This is a genomic window from Brevibacterium sp. FME37 (assembly GCF_014897485.1).
Taxonomy (GTDB): Bacteria; Actinomycetota; Actinomycetes; order Actinomycetales; family Brevibacteriaceae; genus Brevibacterium.
This window is the reverse complement of record NZ_JABUYE010000011.1, coordinates 99,131-118,628: the sequence shown is the minus strand read 5'-3', so window position 1 is coordinate 118,628 and position 19,498 is coordinate 99,131. Positions and strand designations below refer to the sequence as shown.

The 19,498-nt window shown below is 61.1% G+C and carries 17 protein-coding genes; 13 read left to right on the top strand and 4 right to left on the bottom strand.

Annotated elements, in window-relative coordinates; genetic code table 11:
- Positions 1 to 13: 13 nt before the first annotated feature.
- Both INT29_RS13610 and INT29_RS13605 read right to left on the bottom strand, forming a co-directional pair.
- Entirely contained in the window at positions 14 to 1,033 is a 1,020-nt protein-coding gene (locus tag INT29_RS13610; RefSeq protein ID WP_193071969.1) for an aminoglycoside phosphotransferase family protein, read from the bottom strand.
- On the bottom strand, positions 1,030 to 2,010 hold the full coding sequence (locus tag INT29_RS13605; protein WP_193071968.1) for a hypothetical protein: 981 nt from the start codon (positions 2,008 to 2,010) through the stop codon (positions 1,030 to 1,032). The genes INT29_RS13610 and INT29_RS13605 overlap by 4 nt, the downstream gene beginning before the upstream one ends.
- Positions 2,011 to 2,141: 131 nt before the next feature.
- On the opposite strand from INT29_RS13605, the gene rimP reads away from it, so the two are divergent.
- The 13 genes from rimP (at position 2,142) to INT29_RS13540 (ending at position 16,176) form a co-directional block, all read left to right on the top strand.
- Entirely contained in the window at positions 2,142 to 2,606 is a 465-nt protein-coding gene (gene rimP / locus INT29_RS13600; RefSeq protein WP_101571192.1) for a ribosome maturation factor RimP, read from the top strand.
- A gap of 83 nt (positions 2,607 to 2,689) precedes the next feature.
- The gene (nusA, locus tag INT29_RS13595) at positions 2,690 to 3,652 is read left to right on the top strand and encodes a transcription termination factor NusA (protein WP_101571190.1); all 963 of its coding nucleotides are present in this window, start codon (positions 2,690 to 2,692) and stop codon (positions 3,650 to 3,652) included.
- A gap of 71 nt (positions 3,653 to 3,723) precedes the next feature.
- The gene (locus INT29_RS13590) at positions 3,724 to 3,999 is read left to right on the top strand and encodes a YlxR family protein (RefSeq protein ID WP_101571189.1); all 276 of its coding nucleotides are present in this window, start codon (positions 3,724 to 3,726) and stop codon (positions 3,997 to 3,999) included.
- 132 nt (positions 4,000 to 4,131) lie between these two features.
- Complete coding sequence (gene infB / locus INT29_RS20435; RefSeq protein WP_193071967.1) at positions 4,132 to 7,179, top strand: translation initiation factor IF-2; 3,048 nt, start codon at positions 4,132 to 4,134, stop codon at positions 7,177 to 7,179.
- A gap of 215 nt (positions 7,180 to 7,394) precedes the next feature.
- A complete protein-coding gene (gene rbfA, locus INT29_RS13580) occupies positions 7,395 to 7,829 on the top strand; it encodes a 30S ribosome-binding factor RbfA (protein WP_101571185.1) in 435 nt (144 codons plus the stop codon).
- Between the two features lie 146 nt (positions 7,830 to 7,975).
- Positions 7,976 to 8,848 carry a ligand-binding protein SH3 gene (locus tag INT29_RS13575; RefSeq protein ID WP_193071966.1) on the top strand — a complete coding sequence of 291 codons (873 nt, stop codon included), beginning with the start codon at positions 7,976 to 7,978 and terminating at the stop codon, positions 8,846 to 8,848.
- A 13-nt stretch (positions 8,849 to 8,861) separates the two neighbouring features.
- Positions 8,862 to 9,779 (top strand): tRNA pseudouridine(55) synthase TruB, encoded by a 918-nt coding sequence (gene truB, locus INT29_RS13570; protein ID WP_101571179.1) that lies wholly within the window; start codon positions 8,862 to 8,864, stop codon positions 9,777 to 9,779.
- Positions 9,780 to 9,859: 80 nt separating this feature from the next.
- Positions 9,860 to 10,504 carry a hypothetical protein gene (locus INT29_RS13565; RefSeq protein ID WP_101571176.1) on the top strand — a complete coding sequence of 215 codons (645 nt, stop codon included), beginning with the start codon at positions 9,860 to 9,862 and terminating at the stop codon, positions 10,502 to 10,504.
- The gene (locus INT29_RS13560) at positions 10,488 to 10,865 is read left to right on the top strand and encodes a hypothetical protein (protein ID WP_101571173.1); all 378 of its coding nucleotides are present in this window, start codon (positions 10,488 to 10,490) and stop codon (positions 10,863 to 10,865) included. The genes INT29_RS13565 and INT29_RS13560 overlap by 17 nt, the downstream gene beginning before the upstream one ends.
- A gap of 89 nt (positions 10,866 to 10,954) precedes the next feature.
- Complete coding sequence (locus INT29_RS13555) at positions 10,955 to 11,893, top strand: bifunctional riboflavin kinase/FAD synthetase (RefSeq protein ID WP_101571172.1); 939 nt, start codon at positions 10,955 to 10,957, stop codon at positions 11,891 to 11,893.
- Between the two features lie 92 nt (positions 11,894 to 11,985).
- Entirely contained in the window at positions 11,986 to 12,255 is a 270-nt protein-coding gene (rpsO, locus tag INT29_RS13550) for a 30S ribosomal protein S15 (RefSeq protein WP_101571170.1), read from the top strand.
- 382 nt (positions 12,256 to 12,637) lie between these two features.
- Positions 12,638 to 14,857: a polyribonucleotide nucleotidyltransferase gene (locus INT29_RS13545; RefSeq protein ID WP_101571168.1), complete on the top strand. Its 2,220-nt coding sequence runs from the start codon at positions 12,638 to 12,640 to the stop codon at positions 14,855 to 14,857.
- A gap of 68 nt (positions 14,858 to 14,925) precedes the next feature.
- A complete protein-coding gene (locus tag INT29_RS13540; RefSeq protein ID WP_319020911.1) occupies positions 14,926 to 16,176 on the top strand; it encodes a pitrilysin family protein in 1,251 nt (416 codons plus the stop codon).
- A 70-nt stretch (positions 16,177 to 16,246) separates the two neighbouring features.
- On the opposite strand, the gene INT29_RS13535 is transcribed toward INT29_RS13540, so the two are convergent.
- Positions 16,247 to 17,791, bottom strand: coding sequence for a BBE domain-containing protein (locus INT29_RS13535; protein ID WP_193071965.1), 1,545 nt, complete (start codon positions 17,789 to 17,791; stop codon positions 16,247 to 16,249).
- Positions 17,792 to 18,375: 584 nt separating this feature from the next.
- Positions 18,376 to 19,497, bottom strand: coding sequence for an amidohydrolase/deacetylase family metallohydrolase (locus INT29_RS13530; RefSeq protein ID WP_193071964.1), 1,122 nt, complete (start codon positions 19,495 to 19,497; stop codon positions 18,376 to 18,378).
- Position 19,498 lies beyond the last annotated feature (1 nt).

Genomic DNA, 19,498 nt, shown 5'->3' with positions numbered 1-19,498 from the left:
TTTAGGGGAGTGTTCAGCCGATGGGTTTGAGTGCGTGGGCGTTGACGCCGGCGACGTCGGCACCGGACAGGGCACGCGCCACCCACAAGGACCGTGCGGCATCGGCCAAGGCCCCGGTCGAACCGCTGCGAGCAGACCTGAGATACCAGAACATGTTCGTGACCTCCCGCGCGACGGCGGAACCCATTCCGTACTGTGGGTCCATGCCTGCGCACAGTGCGAGGTCGGTGGCGAAGCCGCGCAGCCACGCGGCCTGGGCCTGCGGATGCTGGGACGGGATCTCCACGAGACGATTCCACAGCACCGGCGCCAAGGTGTAGGCGGTCGGGCCCGACAGCGGCTGCGGGTCGATGGCCTTCCACGTGGAGATGCCGGCGGCATCGGGGTTGCCGGCGAGGATGTTGTAGTAATGCAGATCGGCGTGGATGAGCCAATTCTCCTCTGAAGCGGCCAGCGTCTGCATCCAATTGCGCGCGAACGAGAGCAGAAGCGAATCACCGGGACCTGCCTCTGACCAGCCGCTGAGCAGACCGGCATCAGCATCGAAGGTGCTCAACCAGCCTGCCGCCACATCCTGGACCCGCAGAAAGTCGGAATCCGCGGGAATCTCGAGCGACCTCTGCAGGGCACCCCAGACCGGAGGCACATCGGCCAGAGGAAGCACAGACAGATTGTCCTTGGTCCGCAACCGCTCCTGCAGCGTTACCCGGAAGCTGTGATCGTCCCTGACCACCCGGACGGCGCCGTGCCCGTTCCACATCTTCAACGCCCGCAGGGCCTGCGCATGCGCGGCAGTGTGCGCCGAGGTGGGGGCGGCGAACCGCAGCACCCCCTGGTAGTGCTCCTGGGTCAGGACCGGGATGACGAGGCTCTCGCAACCGGCCCAGGGAGAGCCGGGGACATCGTCGAAGCTCAGCTTCCAGCGATCGGCGAGCTCAGTGGCCATGAAATCCAATGCGGCGACCCAGGAGGTGGTGCGGAATTCGCCGATGATGTCGCGAGTGGCGTTGAACAGGACCGGTGGCACCTTCATTTCTGTGCCACCGCGGCTCCCGAGTCCTCGGAATAGGAGTAACGCAGCACCTGGGGGCCGGCGAAGACCATGCGGGCTTGTGCCGACTCCCACAGTCGCAGAGCGGCTCGTGTGTCGGTCTGCAGCCATGGCAGGATGGCGGCTGCGAGGCCGTCCTCGAGGGATAGGGCCAGCTCTTTGGCGGTCGCCGGGTCGGTGGGGCTGGGGTCGAGCTTCCACGAGGGAGCACCAGCGTCCGCGTTCTTCTCGCCGAGCTTCTCAAGCATCTCTCCTGCCAGTGAGCCCAAGGACTCCAAACGGGCGACCGCACGTTTGCGCTCACGCGACTTCGAGTCGAAGTTCACGGCGAGACGCTCATATCCGTAGGAGGCGGCCCTGGCTTGGTCGAGGATCTCATTCCACATCGGGGAAGCAGTGGAATCGTCGGCGGTGGGTCCCTGTTCGTCAGGAGAGCCCGAGTCCTTCGCAGCCTCAGGTTCGCCCGAGGCCGAGTCAGGACTGGGCTGGCGAGAGTCGCGGATCAGTGCATCTGCGTCACGGATGATCTTCGCGTGCTCTTCTGCCCCCGCGGTCAACGCAAGGCCAGTCGCGACGTCAACGAGCACAGGAATGAGAGTTGAGCCCAAGGTCGGCAGAGCGGTGAATACGGCGGTGGAGACCACCTCGGCGGCGGCGATGTAGGACCGCGGCTTCTCCGACGGTGGGGCCTCGGTTGCCACCTCCGTGGGTGGTGACCACACCGGACCGATGGCAGTGCGGAGCTTCTGCAGATCCTCACCTGCGGTCTCGGGATCCGTGTCTCCCGCGGTCGTGGCGGCGAGGATCCTGGCGATGCGGTTGCGCAGCTGATTCGTCTCATCGAGAGTCGGCACATCCGGGGGAGTATCGAGTCTCACTCCGCAGCCCGACAGCAGGCTCAGGCCGGCCCCGCTCGCACCGAAGAGGAGAAGAGCGCGACGGCTGACGGGAAAACGCATAGGCCAATCGTAGCGGATGCTTAACCCCACCCGGGGGAGTCGCTTAGGGTTGGGCATAGGCAATCAGCAGGGCAGATACGACGTACCCGCGCGAGGCACCCCTCGGCCGCGGGATGAGGACTGGAGGACACATGGATGAAGACGTGGCGCAGATCGAGAAACTTCTGCGGGAGCCGCTGAAGACCTCCGGTTTCTACCTGGAATCGGTCAAGGCAGTCGCCGCAGGGCAAAGGCGGGCGCTGACGGTCGTCGTCGACCTTGACGAGTCCAGTACGGAACCGATGTCGATGGAGAAGATCGCCGAATCCAGCCGACTCGTCGGCGACACCCTCGACGACGTCGAGATCTTCCGTGACAAGCCCTATCAGCTCGAGGTGACGAGCCCGGGGGCGACGAGGAAGCTCGAATCCCCGCGGCACTTCAAACGCGTGATCGGCCGTCGACTCGAAATCAGCACGAAGAAGGATACCTTCAAGCTCGATCTCGACGATGTGGGCGAGAACTCAATCTCGGGAATCGACCCCGCCAGCCGTGAGAAGCGGACCGTGTCGCTGGGCGACATCGTCAAGGCACAGGTCGAACTCAAATTTCGGTGAGCGTAATCTGAGATAGAATGTCACGCCTGCATAAATGAAGACCGACAATTCAATGCTCGAGGGAGCCGGAGAGGATATAGGCCATGGATATCGACCTCAGTGTTCTGCGCATTATCGAGCGAGAGCGGGAGATTCCGCTCGACACTCTGATCGAACTCATCGAACAAGCGCTCTTCCTTGCCTATCAGAAGACCGAGGGCGCGTGGCCAGACTCCCGCGCCGAACTGGACAAGACCTCCGGCGAAGTCCGCATCCTCGCGGTCGAATTCGACAACGATGACAACCCGATCGGTGAATTCGACGATACGCCCACCGGCTTCGGACGCATCGCTGCCCAGACAGCTCGCCAGGTCATCCACCAGCGTCTGCGCGATGTCGCAGACGAATCGGTGCTCGGCAACTTCAAGGGCCGTGAAGGCGAGATCGTCGCCGGCACCATCCAGCAGGGCAGAGACCCGCAGATGGTGCAGGTCGACCTCGGCGAAGTTGAGGCAGTTCTGCCTCCGCACGAGCAGGTTCCCGGAGAGACCTACCGTCACGGACAGCGCCTGCGCGTCTACATCGCAGACGTCCACAAGGGTCCTAAGGGAACTTCTGTCACTGTCTCGCGGACGCACCCGAACCTCGTTCGTCGGCTGTTTGCACACGAAGCACCGGAGATCGCAGACGGCACCGTTGAGATCGTCTCCCTGGCTCGTGAAGCCGGGCACCGAACCAAACTGGCAGTGCGCGCCACGAAGCCCGGCGTGAATGCGAAGGGCTCATGCATCGGTGAACTCGGTTCCCGCGTGCGCGCCGTGATGAACGAACTGGGCCAGGAGAAGATCGACATCGTCGACTACAGCGATGACCCGGCCAAGTTCATCGCCCATGCACTCTCGCCCGCCAAAGCGTCGAAGGTCGACATCCTCGACCCTGACCTGCAGGAATCACGCGCCATCGTCCCGCGCGACCAGCTCTCCCTGGCCATCGGCAAGGAAGGACAGAACGCACGTCTGGCGGCCAAGCTCACCGGTTGGAAGATTGACATCATCCCAGGCGAGTAGGCATCAAGCGTGATCTGAACCACTCGAGCCGTGGCACAGGTGGGGATGGAAGTGCTGTAGAATTGTTTACTGTGATTGTAGGCGCGGCACCCCAAAGGACGTGCATCGCCTGCAGGCAAAAGGCCGACCGGAAAGAACTCACAAGATTCGTGATTCGACCCGATCAGCATCCAGCCATCGTCCATGACGTGTCAGCGACACTTCCGGGACGAGGAGTCTGGGTGCACCCGACCGCCACATGCCTGAAGAAGGCGCTGACGGCCGCATCCTTCGCTCGAGCCTTTCGAACGAAGGTCACCGCCTCGGACCTGCCGAGGATGGATACCGAACCCAAGAAGAGCGGGTAGCCCGAATGGATGACAAGTTGTGAGTGTCGTGCGATGACACCGCTATCGGAATTCGAGAGAGCAGTGAAATGAGAACTGCTCTTCATTGATGAGGTTCTTTCCTGACCGGGAAAGAACCCGGACAGGAGAACTGTGGCAAAGCCCCGTGTTCATGAGCTCGCGAAAGAGCTCGGCACTACAAGTAAGAACGTCCTCGAGAAACTCCAGGGCCTAGGCGAATTCGTTCGCTCCGCATCCTCGACCCTTGAAGCACCGGTTGTGCGCAAGGTGAGAGAAGCATTCGCAGACTCGGCTCCAGCCGACTCCAGCGCAGACAAGGCATCCGGCGCATCCGCCGATTCGAAGTCGGCAGCCAAGCCGGGCGCAAAGCCCGCAGCGAAGCCAGGTGCGCCCAAGCCCGGCGCAAAGACTTCGGCTAAGCCAGGAGCCAAACCCGCCGCCAAACCCGGGGCGAAGGCAAGCTCGGCAGTGACCGAAGCCGCTGATTCCACGGCTGCAGAGTCGAAGCCCGCAGCCAAGTCGACCGGTGCCAAGCCCGGTGCGAAGCCAGCTGCAGCTCCGAAGCCTGCCGCAGAGGCTACGCCCGAAGCACCAGCAGCACCAGCAGCACCGGCCGCAGACGCCAAACCAGCTGCAGACGCCAAGGCCGCTGACACCGACGCAGCTGCGGCTCCCACCGAGCCCGCAGCTGAGCAGGCCAAGCCCGCAGCGCGGTCGAACGCGCCGAAGCCAGGTGCTGCTCCGAAGCCAGGTTCGGCACCCAAGCCGGGCGCTGCTCCGAAGCCAGGCGGTCGCTCGCCGGCTCGCCCCGGAAACAACCCCTTCGCACCAGCACAGGGAATGCCCAAGCCGGCAGGACGCGGCGGACCGAAGTCCGGCAATCGCCCCGGCAGCCAGGGTGGCCAAGGTGGTCCAGGTGCGCGTCCGGGCAACAACCCGTTTGCGAATTCGCAGGGAATGCCGAAGCCAGGCCAGAAGCCACCTCGTGCATCCGGTGAAGAGGGCTCAGCAGGTCCACGACCGGCACCACGCCCGGGCGCACCTCGCCCCAACCCATCGATGATGAAGAACTCTGCGCTGAACAAGCCAGCTCCAGGCCGCGGTCGCGGCGGAGGACGCGGCAACGCGCCCGCCGGCGGTGGCGCACCCGGTGCACCAGGTGCTGCCCCAGGCGGCGCACCCGCAGGTCGTCGCGGACCCGGAGGCGGCCCAGGCGGTCGTGGCTCAGGTCGCGGTCGCGGAAGCACCCAGGGTGCATTCGGCCGCGGTGGAGGTCCCCGTCAGAAGGGACGTAAGTCGAAGCGGGCCAAGCGCGCCGAGTTCGAGCAGATGCAGACACCGTCCGTCGGTGGCGTCTCTGTTCCACGCGGCAACGGCACCACCCCGCTGCGTCTGCGTCGTGGATCCTCGCTGGCTGACTTCGCTGAAAAGATCAACACCGATCCGACGAACCTGGTCACCGTGCTCTTCCACCTCGGCGAGATGGCGACCATCACCCAGTCTCTGGACGAGGGCACCTTCGAGGTCCTCGGCGAGGAGCTCGGCTACAAGATCGAGATCGTCTCACCCGAAGACGAAGACCGGGAGCTGCTCGAGACCTTCGACATCGACCTGGACGCGGAAGCCGCGGACGAGGACGACGATGATCTCGCAGCACGCCCACCGGTCGTCACCGTCATGGGTCACGTCGACCACGGTAAGACCAAGCTTCTCGATGCCATCCGCTCCGCGAACGTGGCGTCCCGCGAAGCCGGCGGAATCACCCAGCACATCGGTGCCTACCAGGCCGAGGTCGAACACGAAGGCATCGATCGCAAGATCACCTTCCTCGATACCCCAGGTCACGAGGCGTTCACCGCTATGCGTGCCCGTGGTGCGAAGTCGACCGACCTTGCGATCCTCGTGGTCGCAGCCGATGACGGCGTGATGCCGCAGACCGTTGAAGCACTCAACCACGCTCAGGCCGCGAATGTGCCGATCGTGGTGGCAGTGAACAAGACGGATAAGGAAGGCGCCAACCCCGCCAAGGTCATGCAGCAGCTGACCGAATACAACCTGGTCGCCGAGGAATACGGCGGCGAGACCATGTTCGTGCCGATCTCCGCGCTCAAGCGCGAGGGCATCGACAAGCTGCTCGAATCCGTCCTGCTGACCACCGACGCTGCACTGGACCTCCGGGCCAACCCGGACAAGTCCGCTCGCGGCATCGCGATCGAAGCCAAGCTGGACAAGGGCCGCGGCGCTGTTGCCACCGTGCTCGTCGACTCCGGCACACTGCGTCAGGGAGATGCCATCGTGTGTGGCACCGCCTACGGACGTGTGCGTGCCATGTTCGATGAGAACGGCAACCTCGTTGAGGAAGCGGGACCATCCCGTCCCGTCCAGGTGCTGGGTCTGTCCTCAGTGCCGCGCGCCGGTGACACGTTCATCTCCACAGATGATGATCGCACCGCCCGCCAGATCGCTGAGAAGCGTGACGCCATCGAGCGCAACGCAGCTCAGGCTCGCGGTCGCAAGCGCATCAGCCTCGAGGACTTCACCAAGGCGCTCGCCGAGGGCAAGGTCGACATGCTCAACCTCATCCTCAAGGGCGACGTGTCCGGTGCTGTCGAAGCACTGGAAGATTCGCTGCTCAAGATCGATGTGGGCGACGACGTCGACCTGCGCATCATCCACCGCGGTGTGGGTGCGATCACCGAGAACGACATCAACCTGGCCACGGTCGACAATGCGATCGTCCTCGGCTTCAACGTCCGTCCGGAAGCGAAGGCACGCGACCTGGCAGAACGCGAAGGCGTCGACGTCCGGTACTACTCGGTCATCTACCAGGCGATCGACGATATCGAGAGCTCGCTCAAGGGCATGCTCAAGCCGGAGTACGAAGAGGTCCAGACAGGCACCGCGGAAATCCGCGAAGTCTTCCGTTCCTCGAAGTTCGGCAACATCGCCGGTTGTATCGTTCGCGACGGTCACATCACCAGGAACGCGTCTGCTCGCGTCACCCGTGATGGCGTGGTCGTTGGGGAAAAGGTCAAGATCGAGTCCCTGCGTCGTTTCAAGGACGATGCCACCGAGGTCCGCGAAGGATACGAGTGCGGCATCGGCCTGGGCAGCTTCAACGATCTGCGAACCGGTGACATCATCGAGACCGTCGAGATGCGTGAGAAGCCTCGCGACTGATCAGCGCATCGCTCTCCAGGCCGGGTTCTGAACGGGTAGTGTGCGAGCGGGTGGCATGAGTCCACTCGCCCGCATACGGCCCGGGCAGGACCCGGTCTGTGCTTCGGCGCCCAGCTACACCCAGAAACTCACGCACAGCACCACCCCAGAGACGAAAGTGGCAGTTCCCAACGAACTCGGTCACGAACACGATTCAGACGAAGAAGGAAGACACCATGGCAGATGCAACTCGGGCGCGTAAGATCGCCGACCAGATCAAGGTCATCGTCGCCAGCACGATCGAACGCAGACTCAAGGACCCACGTCTCGGTTTCGTCACGGTCACCGATGTGCGCGTGACCGGAGACCTGCAGCACGCCTCGATCTTCTACACGGTCTTCGGCGACGGACAGGACCTGGAAGCCACAGGCAAAGCACTGGAATCCGCGAAGGGCTTCATCCGCTCCGAGGTCGGCAAGGGCCTCACGATTCGACTCACCCCGAGCCTCGAATTCATCGCCGACGCCGTGCCGGAGGCCGCCGCTCATCTCGACGGTCTTCTCGCCAAAGCCGCAGCCGATGACGCTCGGGTGGCCGGCCTGGCCAAGGACGCGAAACCTGCTGGAGATGTCGACCCCTACAAGAGGGCCGACGTCGAAGACGAGGACTGAGCGCTGAACCGCGCGGGAAACCGCGCAGACGCGATCTCTGTCACTGTAAGCAAAAAACTTTACGTAACAGTTTTGTTATCTTTCGGTTCTGGTTTAGACTTTTTCTGGTAACGAAATGATTACGACTCTGTCAAGGGATTTCTGCATTGGGTAAGCACTCTTCGCCAAAGCCTGGCTTTGCTAAGCAGCTGGTCCGGGATCTGACCCCCGCCAGCAAGCGCTCTGCCGGTCGGCACTCCTCGGACGCGCCGTCAACCGCCACCTCGGTGTTGGCCACTGTCCGTCAGCGTCCTGTCGTTGCCGCTATCGCGGTTCCGGCCGCCGCCACCGCAGCCGTTGTCGGCTCCACCGTCGTGATGAGCCCGCCCGAGGCCGGCAACGTCACGACCGAGGCAGCTGAGACCTCGGCGCAGCAGCCGCAGTCGAAGCCTTCGGCTGTCAGCCAGGACGAGATCGACGCCCAGCGCAAGAAGGCCGGCGAAGAGTACATCAAGGATGTCAAGGACGATCCCAAGTACAAGAACAAGACATCGAAGACGACGCTCGACGTCAAAACTCCGAAGCCCAAACCGTCTGCGACGACTGAGAAGGCCGACGCGGAGTCCGGCAGCGCGAAGTCCTCCGACGACAAGTCCTCCAAGGGTGGAGACACCCCATCCGGCATCTCGAACGAGCCCTGCTCGGTCTCGTCCTCGATCGAATCCGGTCTGCAGCCCAATGCGGTCAACGGCTACCGCGCCGTGTGTGCGAAATTCCCCGAGGTCAAGACCTACGGCGGCGTTCGCCCGGGCTCCGGCACATCCGACCACTACACAGGCGGGGCCGTCGATATCATGATCGCCGACTCCACCGGCGACCGCATCGCCGACTACCTGATCAAGAACTCGGGTGCCCTCAACGTCAAGTACGTGATCTGGAAGCAGCGCATCTGGAACCCCGGCAGCGGCTGGTCCAGCATGGAAGACCGTGGATCACCAACGGACAACCACTTCGACCACGTGCACGTATCGTTCAACTGATCGCACCTGCCACGTGAACGATTCCGCGCCACAGGGCGTCCTTGTCTGTGACAAGCCCCAGGGCCTGACTTCCCACGGCGTCGTCTCTCGGATTCGGCGCTGGTACGGTACCCGCAAGGTCGGGCACGCCGGAACACTCGATCCGATGGCCACGGGCGTGCTCGTGCTCGGACTGGGCCGCGGGACCAAACTTCTGGGATACATCACCGGTGTGTCCAAAACCTATCTGGCCACGATCCGCCTCGGCTCGGCCACGCCCACGGATGACGCGGACTCCGAACCGGATCTCTTCGCCGAACCGGCCGCACTGGCGGCAGTCACCGGTGAGTCGATCGCCCAAGGCGTTCTCGCGCTGACGGGATCGATCGACCAGGTTCCCAGTGCCGTCTCCGCAATCAAGGTCAACGGCCAACGCTCCTACGCCCGCGTGCGTGCCGGTGAAGACGTTGAGCTCAAGGCCCGCAGGGTCGAGATCTCGAACTTCACCATTCTCGATACTCGGTTCTCCGTTGCCGAGGGTCACATTGACGTCGACGTCGAAGTCGATTGCTCATCGGGAACCTATGTGCGTGCTCTGGCGCGAGATCTTGGCACCAGCCTCGGCGTCCATGGCCATCTGACCGCGCTGCGGCGCACCCGCGTGGGCGCCTTCGACCTGGACCAGGCGGTGACGATCCCCGAGGATCTCGACACCGGGGCGCCCGCACTGATATCCCTCGCCGAGGTGGCCCAGACCCTGCTTCCGACGGTGCACGTGGACTCGGAGGAGGCCAAGGCACTCATGCAGGGCAAGAGGGTCAGCACGGACCGCAGCCCTGAGCAGGGCAGCGAGGTCGCTGTGGTCTCCGGCGATGAGCTCGTCTCGATCGCCGAGGTGCGAGCCGGGGGAGTGCTGAAGTCCCAGACGGCATTCGCCATCGACCTCGCCTGATAGTACAAGTGATTTGCTTGTATTCAGTCAATACAACTGAAACGCTTGTTTCTTGTCAGCGGGTTTGGTGTACTTGAGTCATGTATGTCATGACCATCGACCAGCGAGGATCCCGCGACCGCACCGATGAGGTGCCCGGTCTGCTTGAGATCCTCGCCCGCGTTGAGACCCAGCGGGGCTTCGAACGCACGATCGGCGATGAGGTGCAGGGCGTTCTCAGCTCGGCGGAACAGGTGACTCTGGCCGTCCGACTGTTGGCTGCTCAGACCGGGTGGCATATCGGAATCGGCATCGGCCCGGTCGAAACCCCATTACCGGCCTCCACTGCCGAGGGCAGGGGAGAGGCCTTCTATGCAGCCAGGCGCGCGGTCGAGGCCGCAAAGGGGGCGCCGGCGCATCTCGTCGTGGATCCGACGACCGAGCAGTCGGATCCGGCGACCGAGCAGTCGCAACTGGCCGAAAGTGCTCTGCGGCTGATGGTCTGGACATTCGAGAACATCCGGTCTCAGTCACGTCGCTACATCGAACGTCGACTCGACCGGCCCGAATCCACACAGCACGACATCGCCGAACATTTCGACGTCTCCCAACAAGCTGTGTCGCGGGTGCTCTCCCCGGGCAGTGTGGAACTCATCGAAGGCGCCTGCGCGCTCTCGACCTTCCACCTCGCTCGGTCAGAAGCCGGCTCAGGCAGCGATTCTCAGGCAGGTGCCCTTGTGGTTTGACGTACTCATCGCGGTCCTCGCCGCAATCGTCGCCGGGGCAGGCGGGTACCCGCTGGTTCCGCTGTTCCTGAGGTTGACCCACGACGGCCCCGGTTCGAAGCCGAGTCGCACCGGCAGTGAGGACATCGAGGTCCTGCGGGGTGGAATGTGGATCGGCATCGTCGAGCGTGCACTCATCGCCGGTGCCATCGTGCTGGGGCGGCCCGAGCTCATGGCCGTCGTCATCGCAGTCAAGGGGCTCGGGCGCTTCGCAGAGATCAAATCGTCGTCTGCCGCCGGCGAACGATTCATCATCGGCACGTTCGTGTCCATCGCGATCGCATCCTTGATCGGTGTGATCGGCTGGGCGGTCATCTCCTGACAGAGCCATCTCCCGACAGGGGAGCGGGTTAGCACGTGGGAACATCTCTGAGATAACCTGATTCGGTGCACGGAAGGAGCAAACGTCGAGTGGAGCTTTATCACGGACTGAATGAGGTCAGGACCGACGATGTCGGCACCGTCGTGACCCTCGGAAACTTCGACGGGGTCCACCGCGGTCACCAGACCGTTCTCCAAGCCGTCGCGGCGCTGGCCCGCGAGCGATCTCTGCGCTCCGTGGCCATGACCTTCGACCCGCATCCGCGCACGGTCCACCGCCCGGATGGACCCACTCCGATGATCACGAGCACGAAGCAGAAGGCCGACTTCATTTCGGACACCGGCATCGACGCCCTGTTCGTCCAGCGCTACGACCTCGATTTCGCGGCCCAGAGCGCCGAGGAGTTCGTCCGCACCTACTTCGTTGAGGCCCTGCACTGTGAAGTCGTCGTCGTCGGCGATGATGTGCGGTTCGGCAAAGACAACGAAGGCACCATCGAAACTCTGCGCCACCTCGGCGAGAAATACGGATTCCGGACCGAGACGATCGAAGAGGTCGGACGTGGGGGACGGTACTCCTCGTCCCGGATCCGTGAGCAGATCGCCGCCGGTGATGTCGCCGAGGCTGCTGATCAGCTGGGTCGCTACCACCGGGTTGAGGGGACTGTCGTCCACGGCGATGCCCGCGGTCGCGACCTCGGGTTCCCGACTGCGAACCTGTCCGAGGATGCCGCCGGCCTCATTCCCGCCGACGGCGTCTATGCCGGGTGGGCGACTTTCTCCGGGGAGAATCAGGCTTACCCTGCCGCCATTTCGGTGGGGACGAATCCCACGTTCGAAGGCAACATCCGACGCGTCGAAGCGCATGTTCTCGATAAGGAATTTGGGGAATTCGACGTCTACGGCAGGCACATGACACTCGAATTCGTGTCACGGATCCGGGGACAGGTGACGTTCACCGGCATGGACGAACTCGTTGTGAAGATGCATGAGGATATTGCCGATGTGCGCGAGGTCCTCCACACCTGATAAACTGAACCTTGCCGTTTTCACCGGCCGCGGTTCGATAGTGCTGAGACTGACAGGTCTCGGCGCCGCGCAACGATCAAAAGGAGAAGTCCATGGCTCTCAGTACTGCTGAAAAGCAAGAAGTCATCAAGGAATATGCAACTCACGAGGGCGACACCGGTTCTCCCGAGGTCCAGGTTGCGCTGCTGACCCGCCGGATCACCGAGCTCACCGAGCACTTCAAAGATCACAAGCACGACCACCACTCACGTCGTGGCCTGCTGCTCCTCGTCGGCCAGCGCCGCCGGATGCTCAAGTACTTGCAGCGCGTCGAGATCGAGCGCTACCGCGAGCTCATCAAGCGCCTGGGTCTGCGTCGCTGAGACCAGCCCCCTCATATTGAGTGCGATACGAAGCGTCCTGCACCATGCAGGGCGCTTCTTCGTCTTCCCAAGCAGCTCAATTCCCGTGGCATCCGGATTTCCGCGACAGCACGAGTTCTCGGCATGCCCGGGTGGTATGCGTCTCGATGGCTCGACGAGGCAACTGCGGTAGACTTCAAAGTGGACAATCATGCCATGGACGTTTCGGTCCTCGGTAGTGGCCTCCGGAAGAACGGGCAGACGACTGCCGGTTCCGTGGGCCCCGATCGATGACCGGCTTGGATCCATGGGATGTCCAAGCCAATATCCACCGGATTCACGCGGGCTTTCCGCCTTCGGACTGCGAAGGTGTCCGCGTGCCGGTTACGAACAAGGAGAATACGTGGGACTCAACCCTGAATCCGCCGTAGCGCACATTGACAATGGCAGCTACGGTTCACACACCATCCGTTTTGAAACAGGACGGCTCGCCCAACAGGCCGCCGGTTCTGCCGTCGCCTACCTCGACGACGAAACCATGCTCTTCTCGGCCACCTCGGCCGGCAAGCACCCCCGTGAGGGCTTCGACTTCTTCCCCCTGACAGTCGACGTCGAAGAGCGCATGTACGCCGCGGGCCGCATCCCGGGATCGTTCTTCCGCCGCGAAGGACGTCCCTCGACCGACGCAGTCCTGACCTGCCGTCTCATCGACCGCCCCCTGCGCCCTTCCTTCGTGAAGGGACTGCGCAACGAGGTCCAGGTCGTCGTTACAGTGATGTCGATCCACCCTGACCACATCTACGACGCGCTGGCCATCAACGCCGCCTCGATGTCGACTCAGCTCTCTGGGCTGCCCTTCTCCGGCCCCATCGGCGGTGTGCGCATCGCACTCATCGACGGCCAGTGGGTTGCCTTCCCGAACCATTCTCAGCTCGACGACGCCGTCTTCAACATGGTCGTCGCCGGCCGTGTCGTCGGTGACGACGTTGCGATCATGATGGTCGAGGCAGAAGCCACGGACAACGCCATGGACCGCATCAAGACCGGTGCCCCCGCACCGACCGAAGAGGTTGTGGCCGAGGGACTCGAAGCTGCGAAGCCCTTCATCAGCGAACTCTGCCGTGCGCAGCAGGAGCTGGCCGACAGCGCTGCCAAGCCCACCGTCGAGTTCCCTGTCTTCAAGGACTATCAGGACGACGTCTACGAGGCTGTGCGTGAACTCGCCGAAGCCAAGCAGACCGAGAACTTCCAGATCGCTGACAAGCAGGAACGCGAAGCAGCCGGCGAAGTTCTGCTCTCTGAGCTCTTCGACCAGCTGGGCGAGCGTTTCGCGGGCCGCGAGAAGGAAATCGCCGGTGCTCTCAACGCACTGACCAAGCAGGTCGTGCGCAAGCGCATCCTGACCGAGCAGATCCGCATCGACGGTCGTGGTCTCAAGGACATCCGTCCGCTGACCGCAGAGACCAACGTGATCCCACGTGCACACGGTTCGGCCATCTTCGAGCGCGGAGAGACCCAGATCCTCGGTGTCACCACGCTGAACATGCTCAAGCTCGAACAGCACATCGACTCGCTGTCGCCTGTGACCACGAAGCGTTACATGCACCACTACAACTTCCCGCCCTACTCGGTCGGTGAGACCGGTCGTGTGGGCAGCCCGAAGCGTCGCGAAATCGGTCACGGTGCACTGGCTGAACGTGCTCTCGTGCCGGTTCTGCCGAAGCGTGAGGACTTCCCCTACGCCATCCGTGAGGTCTCCGAAGCACTCGGATCCAACGGTTCGACCTCAATGGGTTCGGTCTGTGCCTCGACTCTGGCCATGCTCTCGGCCGGTGTGCCGCTGCAGGCTCCTGTTGCAGGCATCGCCATGGGCCTCGTCTCCGACGTCATCTCCACCGACTCCGGTGACCAGACCGCCTACGCGGCACTGACGGACATCCTCGGCGCAGAAGACGCCTTCGGCGACATGGACTTCAAGGTCGCCGGTACGCGTGACTTCATCACCGCGATCCAGCTCGACACCAAGCTCGACGGCCTTCCCGCCTCGGTGCTCGGTGCCGCACTCAAGCAGGCCCACGAAGCCCGCATGGTCATCCTCGACGTGATCGCCGAGGCCATCGACGCTCCGGCAGAGATGGCACCGACCGCTCCACGCATCATCTCGGTGAACATCCCTGTCGACAAGATCGGTGAGGTCATCGGACCCAAGGGCAAGATGATCAACCAGATGCAGGAAGACACCGGCGCTGACATCAGCATCGAAGACGACGGAACAGTCCTCATCGGTGCCACCGACGGCGAGTCAGCAGAGGCTGCTCGTTCGATGATCAACGCCATTGCCAACCCGCAGGTTCCTGAGGTCGGCGAACGCTACCTCGGCACCGTCGTGAAGACGATGAGCTTCGGCGCATTTGTCTCCCTGACACCGGGCAAGGACGGACTGCTGCACATCTCCGAGCTGCGCAAGCTCAACGATGGCAAGCGCGTCGAGGACGTCGAAGACGTCGTCGGAGTCGGACAGAAGGTCCAGGTCGAGATCACGAAGATCGACGACCGCGGCAAGCTGTCACTCTCGCCAGTCGGCGACGATGACGAAGAGACAGACGAGGGATCAGACAACTGATACTCAAGGATTCTCACACCGGGGAGGGCAGCCGAATTGATCGGTCTGTCCTCCCCGGTGGTTTAACAGTGACCACTGAACACATGCCGGGACTTGCCTCGGAGACGATCGGCATCTGGGTCGCGGCCGGTTCGCGTGACGAATCGATCGAGACCGCCGGTTCGACCCATTTCCTCGAGCACATGCTCTTCAAGGGAACGCCGACGAAGGACGCGAAGTCGATCGCAGCGGCCTTCGACCGGACTGGGGGAGACTCCAACGCCATCACGGCCAAGGAACTCACCTGCTATTACTCGCGCTGCCTGGTCACAGACCTGGCGGACATCACCGCGCTCCTCGTTGACATGGTCTCGAACTCGAAGCTGGATGCCGAGGAGTTCGAACGTGAACGCGGGGTCATCATCGAAGAGTTGGCAATGTCGGCCGACGACCCCGGCGACGTCCTGTTCGATGACTTCGACGAACTCATCTTCGGCGATCACCCCTTGGCGCGCCCGGTCGGTGCCACCAAGGACCAGATCCGCGTTCTGGGTCACCACACACTCCTCGAGCACCATTCGACGACCTATGTTCCCCCGCGTCTGGTCATTGCCGCTGCCGGCGGTGCCACCCATGACGAGGTCCTGGGCATGGTCGACGACGCACTGGCTCAGGCCGGGGTCGGCTCTGAGGCCGGCGCACATGCTTGGGACAGCGCTGCTGCGCCGGGCACGATGCCTGCCTGTGGTGCACGTGAGGTGCCGACGTTCCATTCGGGTGCCTCACACACCGTCAAAGACACCGAACAGTTGGGAATGCTCCTCGGCTGTGAAGGTCTCGAAGAGGGCCATCCGGATCGCTTCGTCTATTCGGTGCTGCTGACAATGCTCGGTGGAGGCATGTCCTCCCGCCTCTTCCAGAGTGTGCGAGAAGAGCGCGGCCTCGCCTATGCTGTCAACTGCATGGCAAGCCAGTTCACCGACTTCGGAACGTTCGGCATCTACGCAGGCTGCACACCGGAGAACGGGCAGGCCGTCGTCGACCTGGCGTTGGCCGAATGGGATCGCTTGGCGCAGAGCCCGCCGAGTCGCTCGGAATTGGACGGGATCGTCTCCCAGCTCTCGGGTTCGATGGTCCTCGGACTCGAATCCTCGGCGGCGCGTATGAATCGATTGGCCAGGTCGGAGATCTTCGGGATCGCACTCGAATCTCCTCTCGACCTCATCGACCGCGTCCGCTCGGTCACGGCTGAGCAGGTGTCGACGATGGCAGGAGACCTCATGAGTCGCCCGAAGTCGCTGTCCCTTGTGGGACCGTCCACCTCGGTGGAACTGCCCTAGCCAGCAGGGGCGGCGCCACCGAACGCACGTGGTCCTCAAGAGATTGGGTCCGCAACTTCCACAGGCCACATCAGCGCGTCATGCTCTCTGGCAACGGAATCGACATGGCGTGATGGAATACATCCAAGGGATCGTACTTCTGTTTCGCCTGCATTAGGTCGTGCCCGATCTCGGGGCCAAAGTACAATTCAAGCCATTGATGCGGTGTCCCAGTGTATGGAGAACTGGGTCGTTCGAACTCCAGCATCTCAATGTCAGGATAATTGATATAGCATCCTTGATAATGATCATCGTTTGAATCCCATGGGAATCCATCGATTTGGGTGGGAAAACATTTCATATAGACTCTGTTCAGCCAACTAACATATTTCTCATCAAGCTCATAATCATGCCAATAGGCTTGATACTGAATTTTCGCGTAAGAGGATCTCTGAAAGACTGAGTCGTGAGAGGAGGACTTCCCATTGATCGCCCCTCCGTAGGAATCGAACGCGACGATGCAGTCCGAGACGTTAAGTTGTTTCTCCTCATTGGCACTGATGAGTTCGTTAGGCTTACTGGTGAGCGCCTCGTGAAGTCCATCGGAGAACTGAGCTGGTACTGACTTCAGATATGCGCTCTTATATTTTCCTCGTCGATTGTGTCCACTGCCGTTGGCGTACTGGACTGCCTCGAGCCAGTTCATAGCCACGGCACCTTCTAACGCATCTCCTTTGAGATGCTCTTGAACTGGATGATTTGATTTTTGGGGCATCGGTAACGAATCAGAATGCCGAAAATGCGCGGTCGTGTCAGATAGCTTGTACTCGACTGTATCATCGGTCAATTTCTTGGATAGCGAAAGCGCAGAGAACAGTGCATTAATCGAACTATTTACTCGCTTGGCAAATTCTAAGCGATCATTATTGTCGAGGTCGATATTTACACATTGGACGGTCATGGTGATATCTTTGGAATGGTGCGGCACATGGAGAATCGAGAATAGGTCCCGCTGCGTATGATCTTGATCGATTTTTTCGAAGTACTCCACAAAACTGCGAATCAAGACGTTGAATTTTCGTTTCCCGTCGGTAGAGCTTTCGAATTGGTTCCAAGGTATTGTGACGAAGAGCAAAACGGCATCTGATGGTGCTTTGGGTAGTTCGTCAAAGTAAAATGCGGTAATCACACCAACGTTTCCTCCGCCAGCGCCGCAGCACAGTTGAAAGAGATCTTCGTTGACTCCGCCGGAGCCATCTGAATCGGGCCGTTTTGCATGTACAAGTGCAGGTTCTGACCGGTCAGCGGTAGGTGGCAACACTACATCGACCGCTGTCAGCCAATCGGAAGTCAGTCCCTGAAGGCGAGACAGAAGCCCATAACCACCGCCAGAAATGTGACCTCCAGTCCCAACGGAATAGCAGGAACCTCCGGGAATTGTGACGCCGTCAGTTTTGTACATATTGACGTATCCGTCCCAATTCATGGTGCCTGGGAGAACCTTGTATTTGTAGGTGAGATCGCCGGTCGGCGTCTGAGCTTCCAGGCCTTTGTTGCCATGTTTGGTCCTCGCGATAGTCACGTTATCGTGGTAGTGCGTCGGTTTGAGATGCACGTTCTTTTCGAATCCCGACATCGGACCAACATCAATTATATATCCGGACGGGTTTTCTGAGACAAATCCCTCGTAGCAATGTCCACCGCTTCGAATTGTAATTCGTGCCTCTGTGCTGTAATCGGTGCTTCGGGGTGTGGTTGGAACTGGCTTTCTCTTGTTTGGGAGGCGCCCGTATAGGTCCCTGTAGGCGAGGCTGACCGCTGAGAGAACCTCGGATACAGACTTGCAAACAAGAACTTTCGCTGCACGTTCGATGTCTGAGCTTGGCCATCTTTGGTTGAATCCGCTTGTGAGTGTTCGGTAACGTGGATCTGAGGGATCAATCTGCTGCTCGGGTAATAGCGGATTCGCTCCGCTAGCTGAGTCGTGAGAGTTAGTACCTTGGATAGACATTTAAATTTCTCCTAAGCTTCGTGACTCATAAGATAAACTTATACCTATTGGAGTTGCTGATATTAGACTAACGCGCGCTACTTAATAGATTAACGGTTGATTAAAGTGATTTTGTCTTGAAGTTTGTGTAATCCTTTCCGCTAGTCAGCCAGGCGTAAGTATTGCAGAGTTGCTGAGTTGCGAACTATCTGCGTAGTCGGCATTGTATTTCATATAATTGGTAGTTGGGAATATTTCCCATCAACAATGACAGCGCGCGGAACGATATGCACGTCTGGTGTAACTGCGTTTCCTTTTGAGTCTATGTAGTTTTCATTACCTCGAAACCCGTCTGCGAGCTCGAACACTGTCGCATGCCGGATCGTGTCGTCGGGATTGAGCCAGGGCTCGTCCAGGCTGAGGATCGACCTTGGTGAGTCGGTGACGGCACGAATGATGTCGTCGATGGCCATGCCACAGGCGAGGAGCTTGGTCATTACGCTTGCCAAGCTGTGCACGGGACCATTTACATTTCGGACATGGATGTCTGTGCTGATGGAATCGGGTGGGAAACCGGCTTCAACGGCTCGCCGAGCGATTCCGAAGTCAAAACTTGCCGCGCCGTGTCCAACATCGAGTTTGACGCCTCGTTCGATAGCTCTTCGGAGTGCAGGCAAGGGAGTGCCATCAGGACTCCAGGGGGTCCCGACCTTTCCGTGATAGCAGTGCGTGATCACGTCGCCGTCGTCGAGAAGATCGAGCACATCGTCGATGACAGGTGGTACTTCACCGATGTGGACCATCAGTGGCACGTGACATTCTCTGGCAACTGTCCGACCCATCTGCAAGGGCAGCAGGCCCATGTTTCCGACGATCATACCGCTTGAGCGAACCTTGATTCCTCGGATGAAGGTGGGGCTGTTGATAACTGCTTTCACGGATGCGTCGATATCGATGAGACTTATGTCTGCCGTTTCCCTCAGATTGACCAAGCCGCCCGAGCCGATGTTGAGCCAGCTGACGACTTTTGTCTTGGCGGAAGGTGTGACATACCTTTCAAACCCATCGACGGTTGCTTGCCCGGCGCTGCCTGCATCGGCAACCAGATGAACTCCGTGATCGAGTCCAACAGAATCCGGTGAGACACTAATTTGAGTTGATCCGTCGAAGACGTGCGTATGGAGGTCCGCCCAACCTGGACTGATGGCCAGGCGCGCTGCGGCGGCTGCATGTTCGTTGCTTCCTACCAGTCGGGCACATGATGCTGAGACATTCAGTGCCCCTACCCATGATTTCGTTCCATCGTCAATAATGCGAATCGGCGTCGTCTGGTGATCCTCACTGGGGTGCATT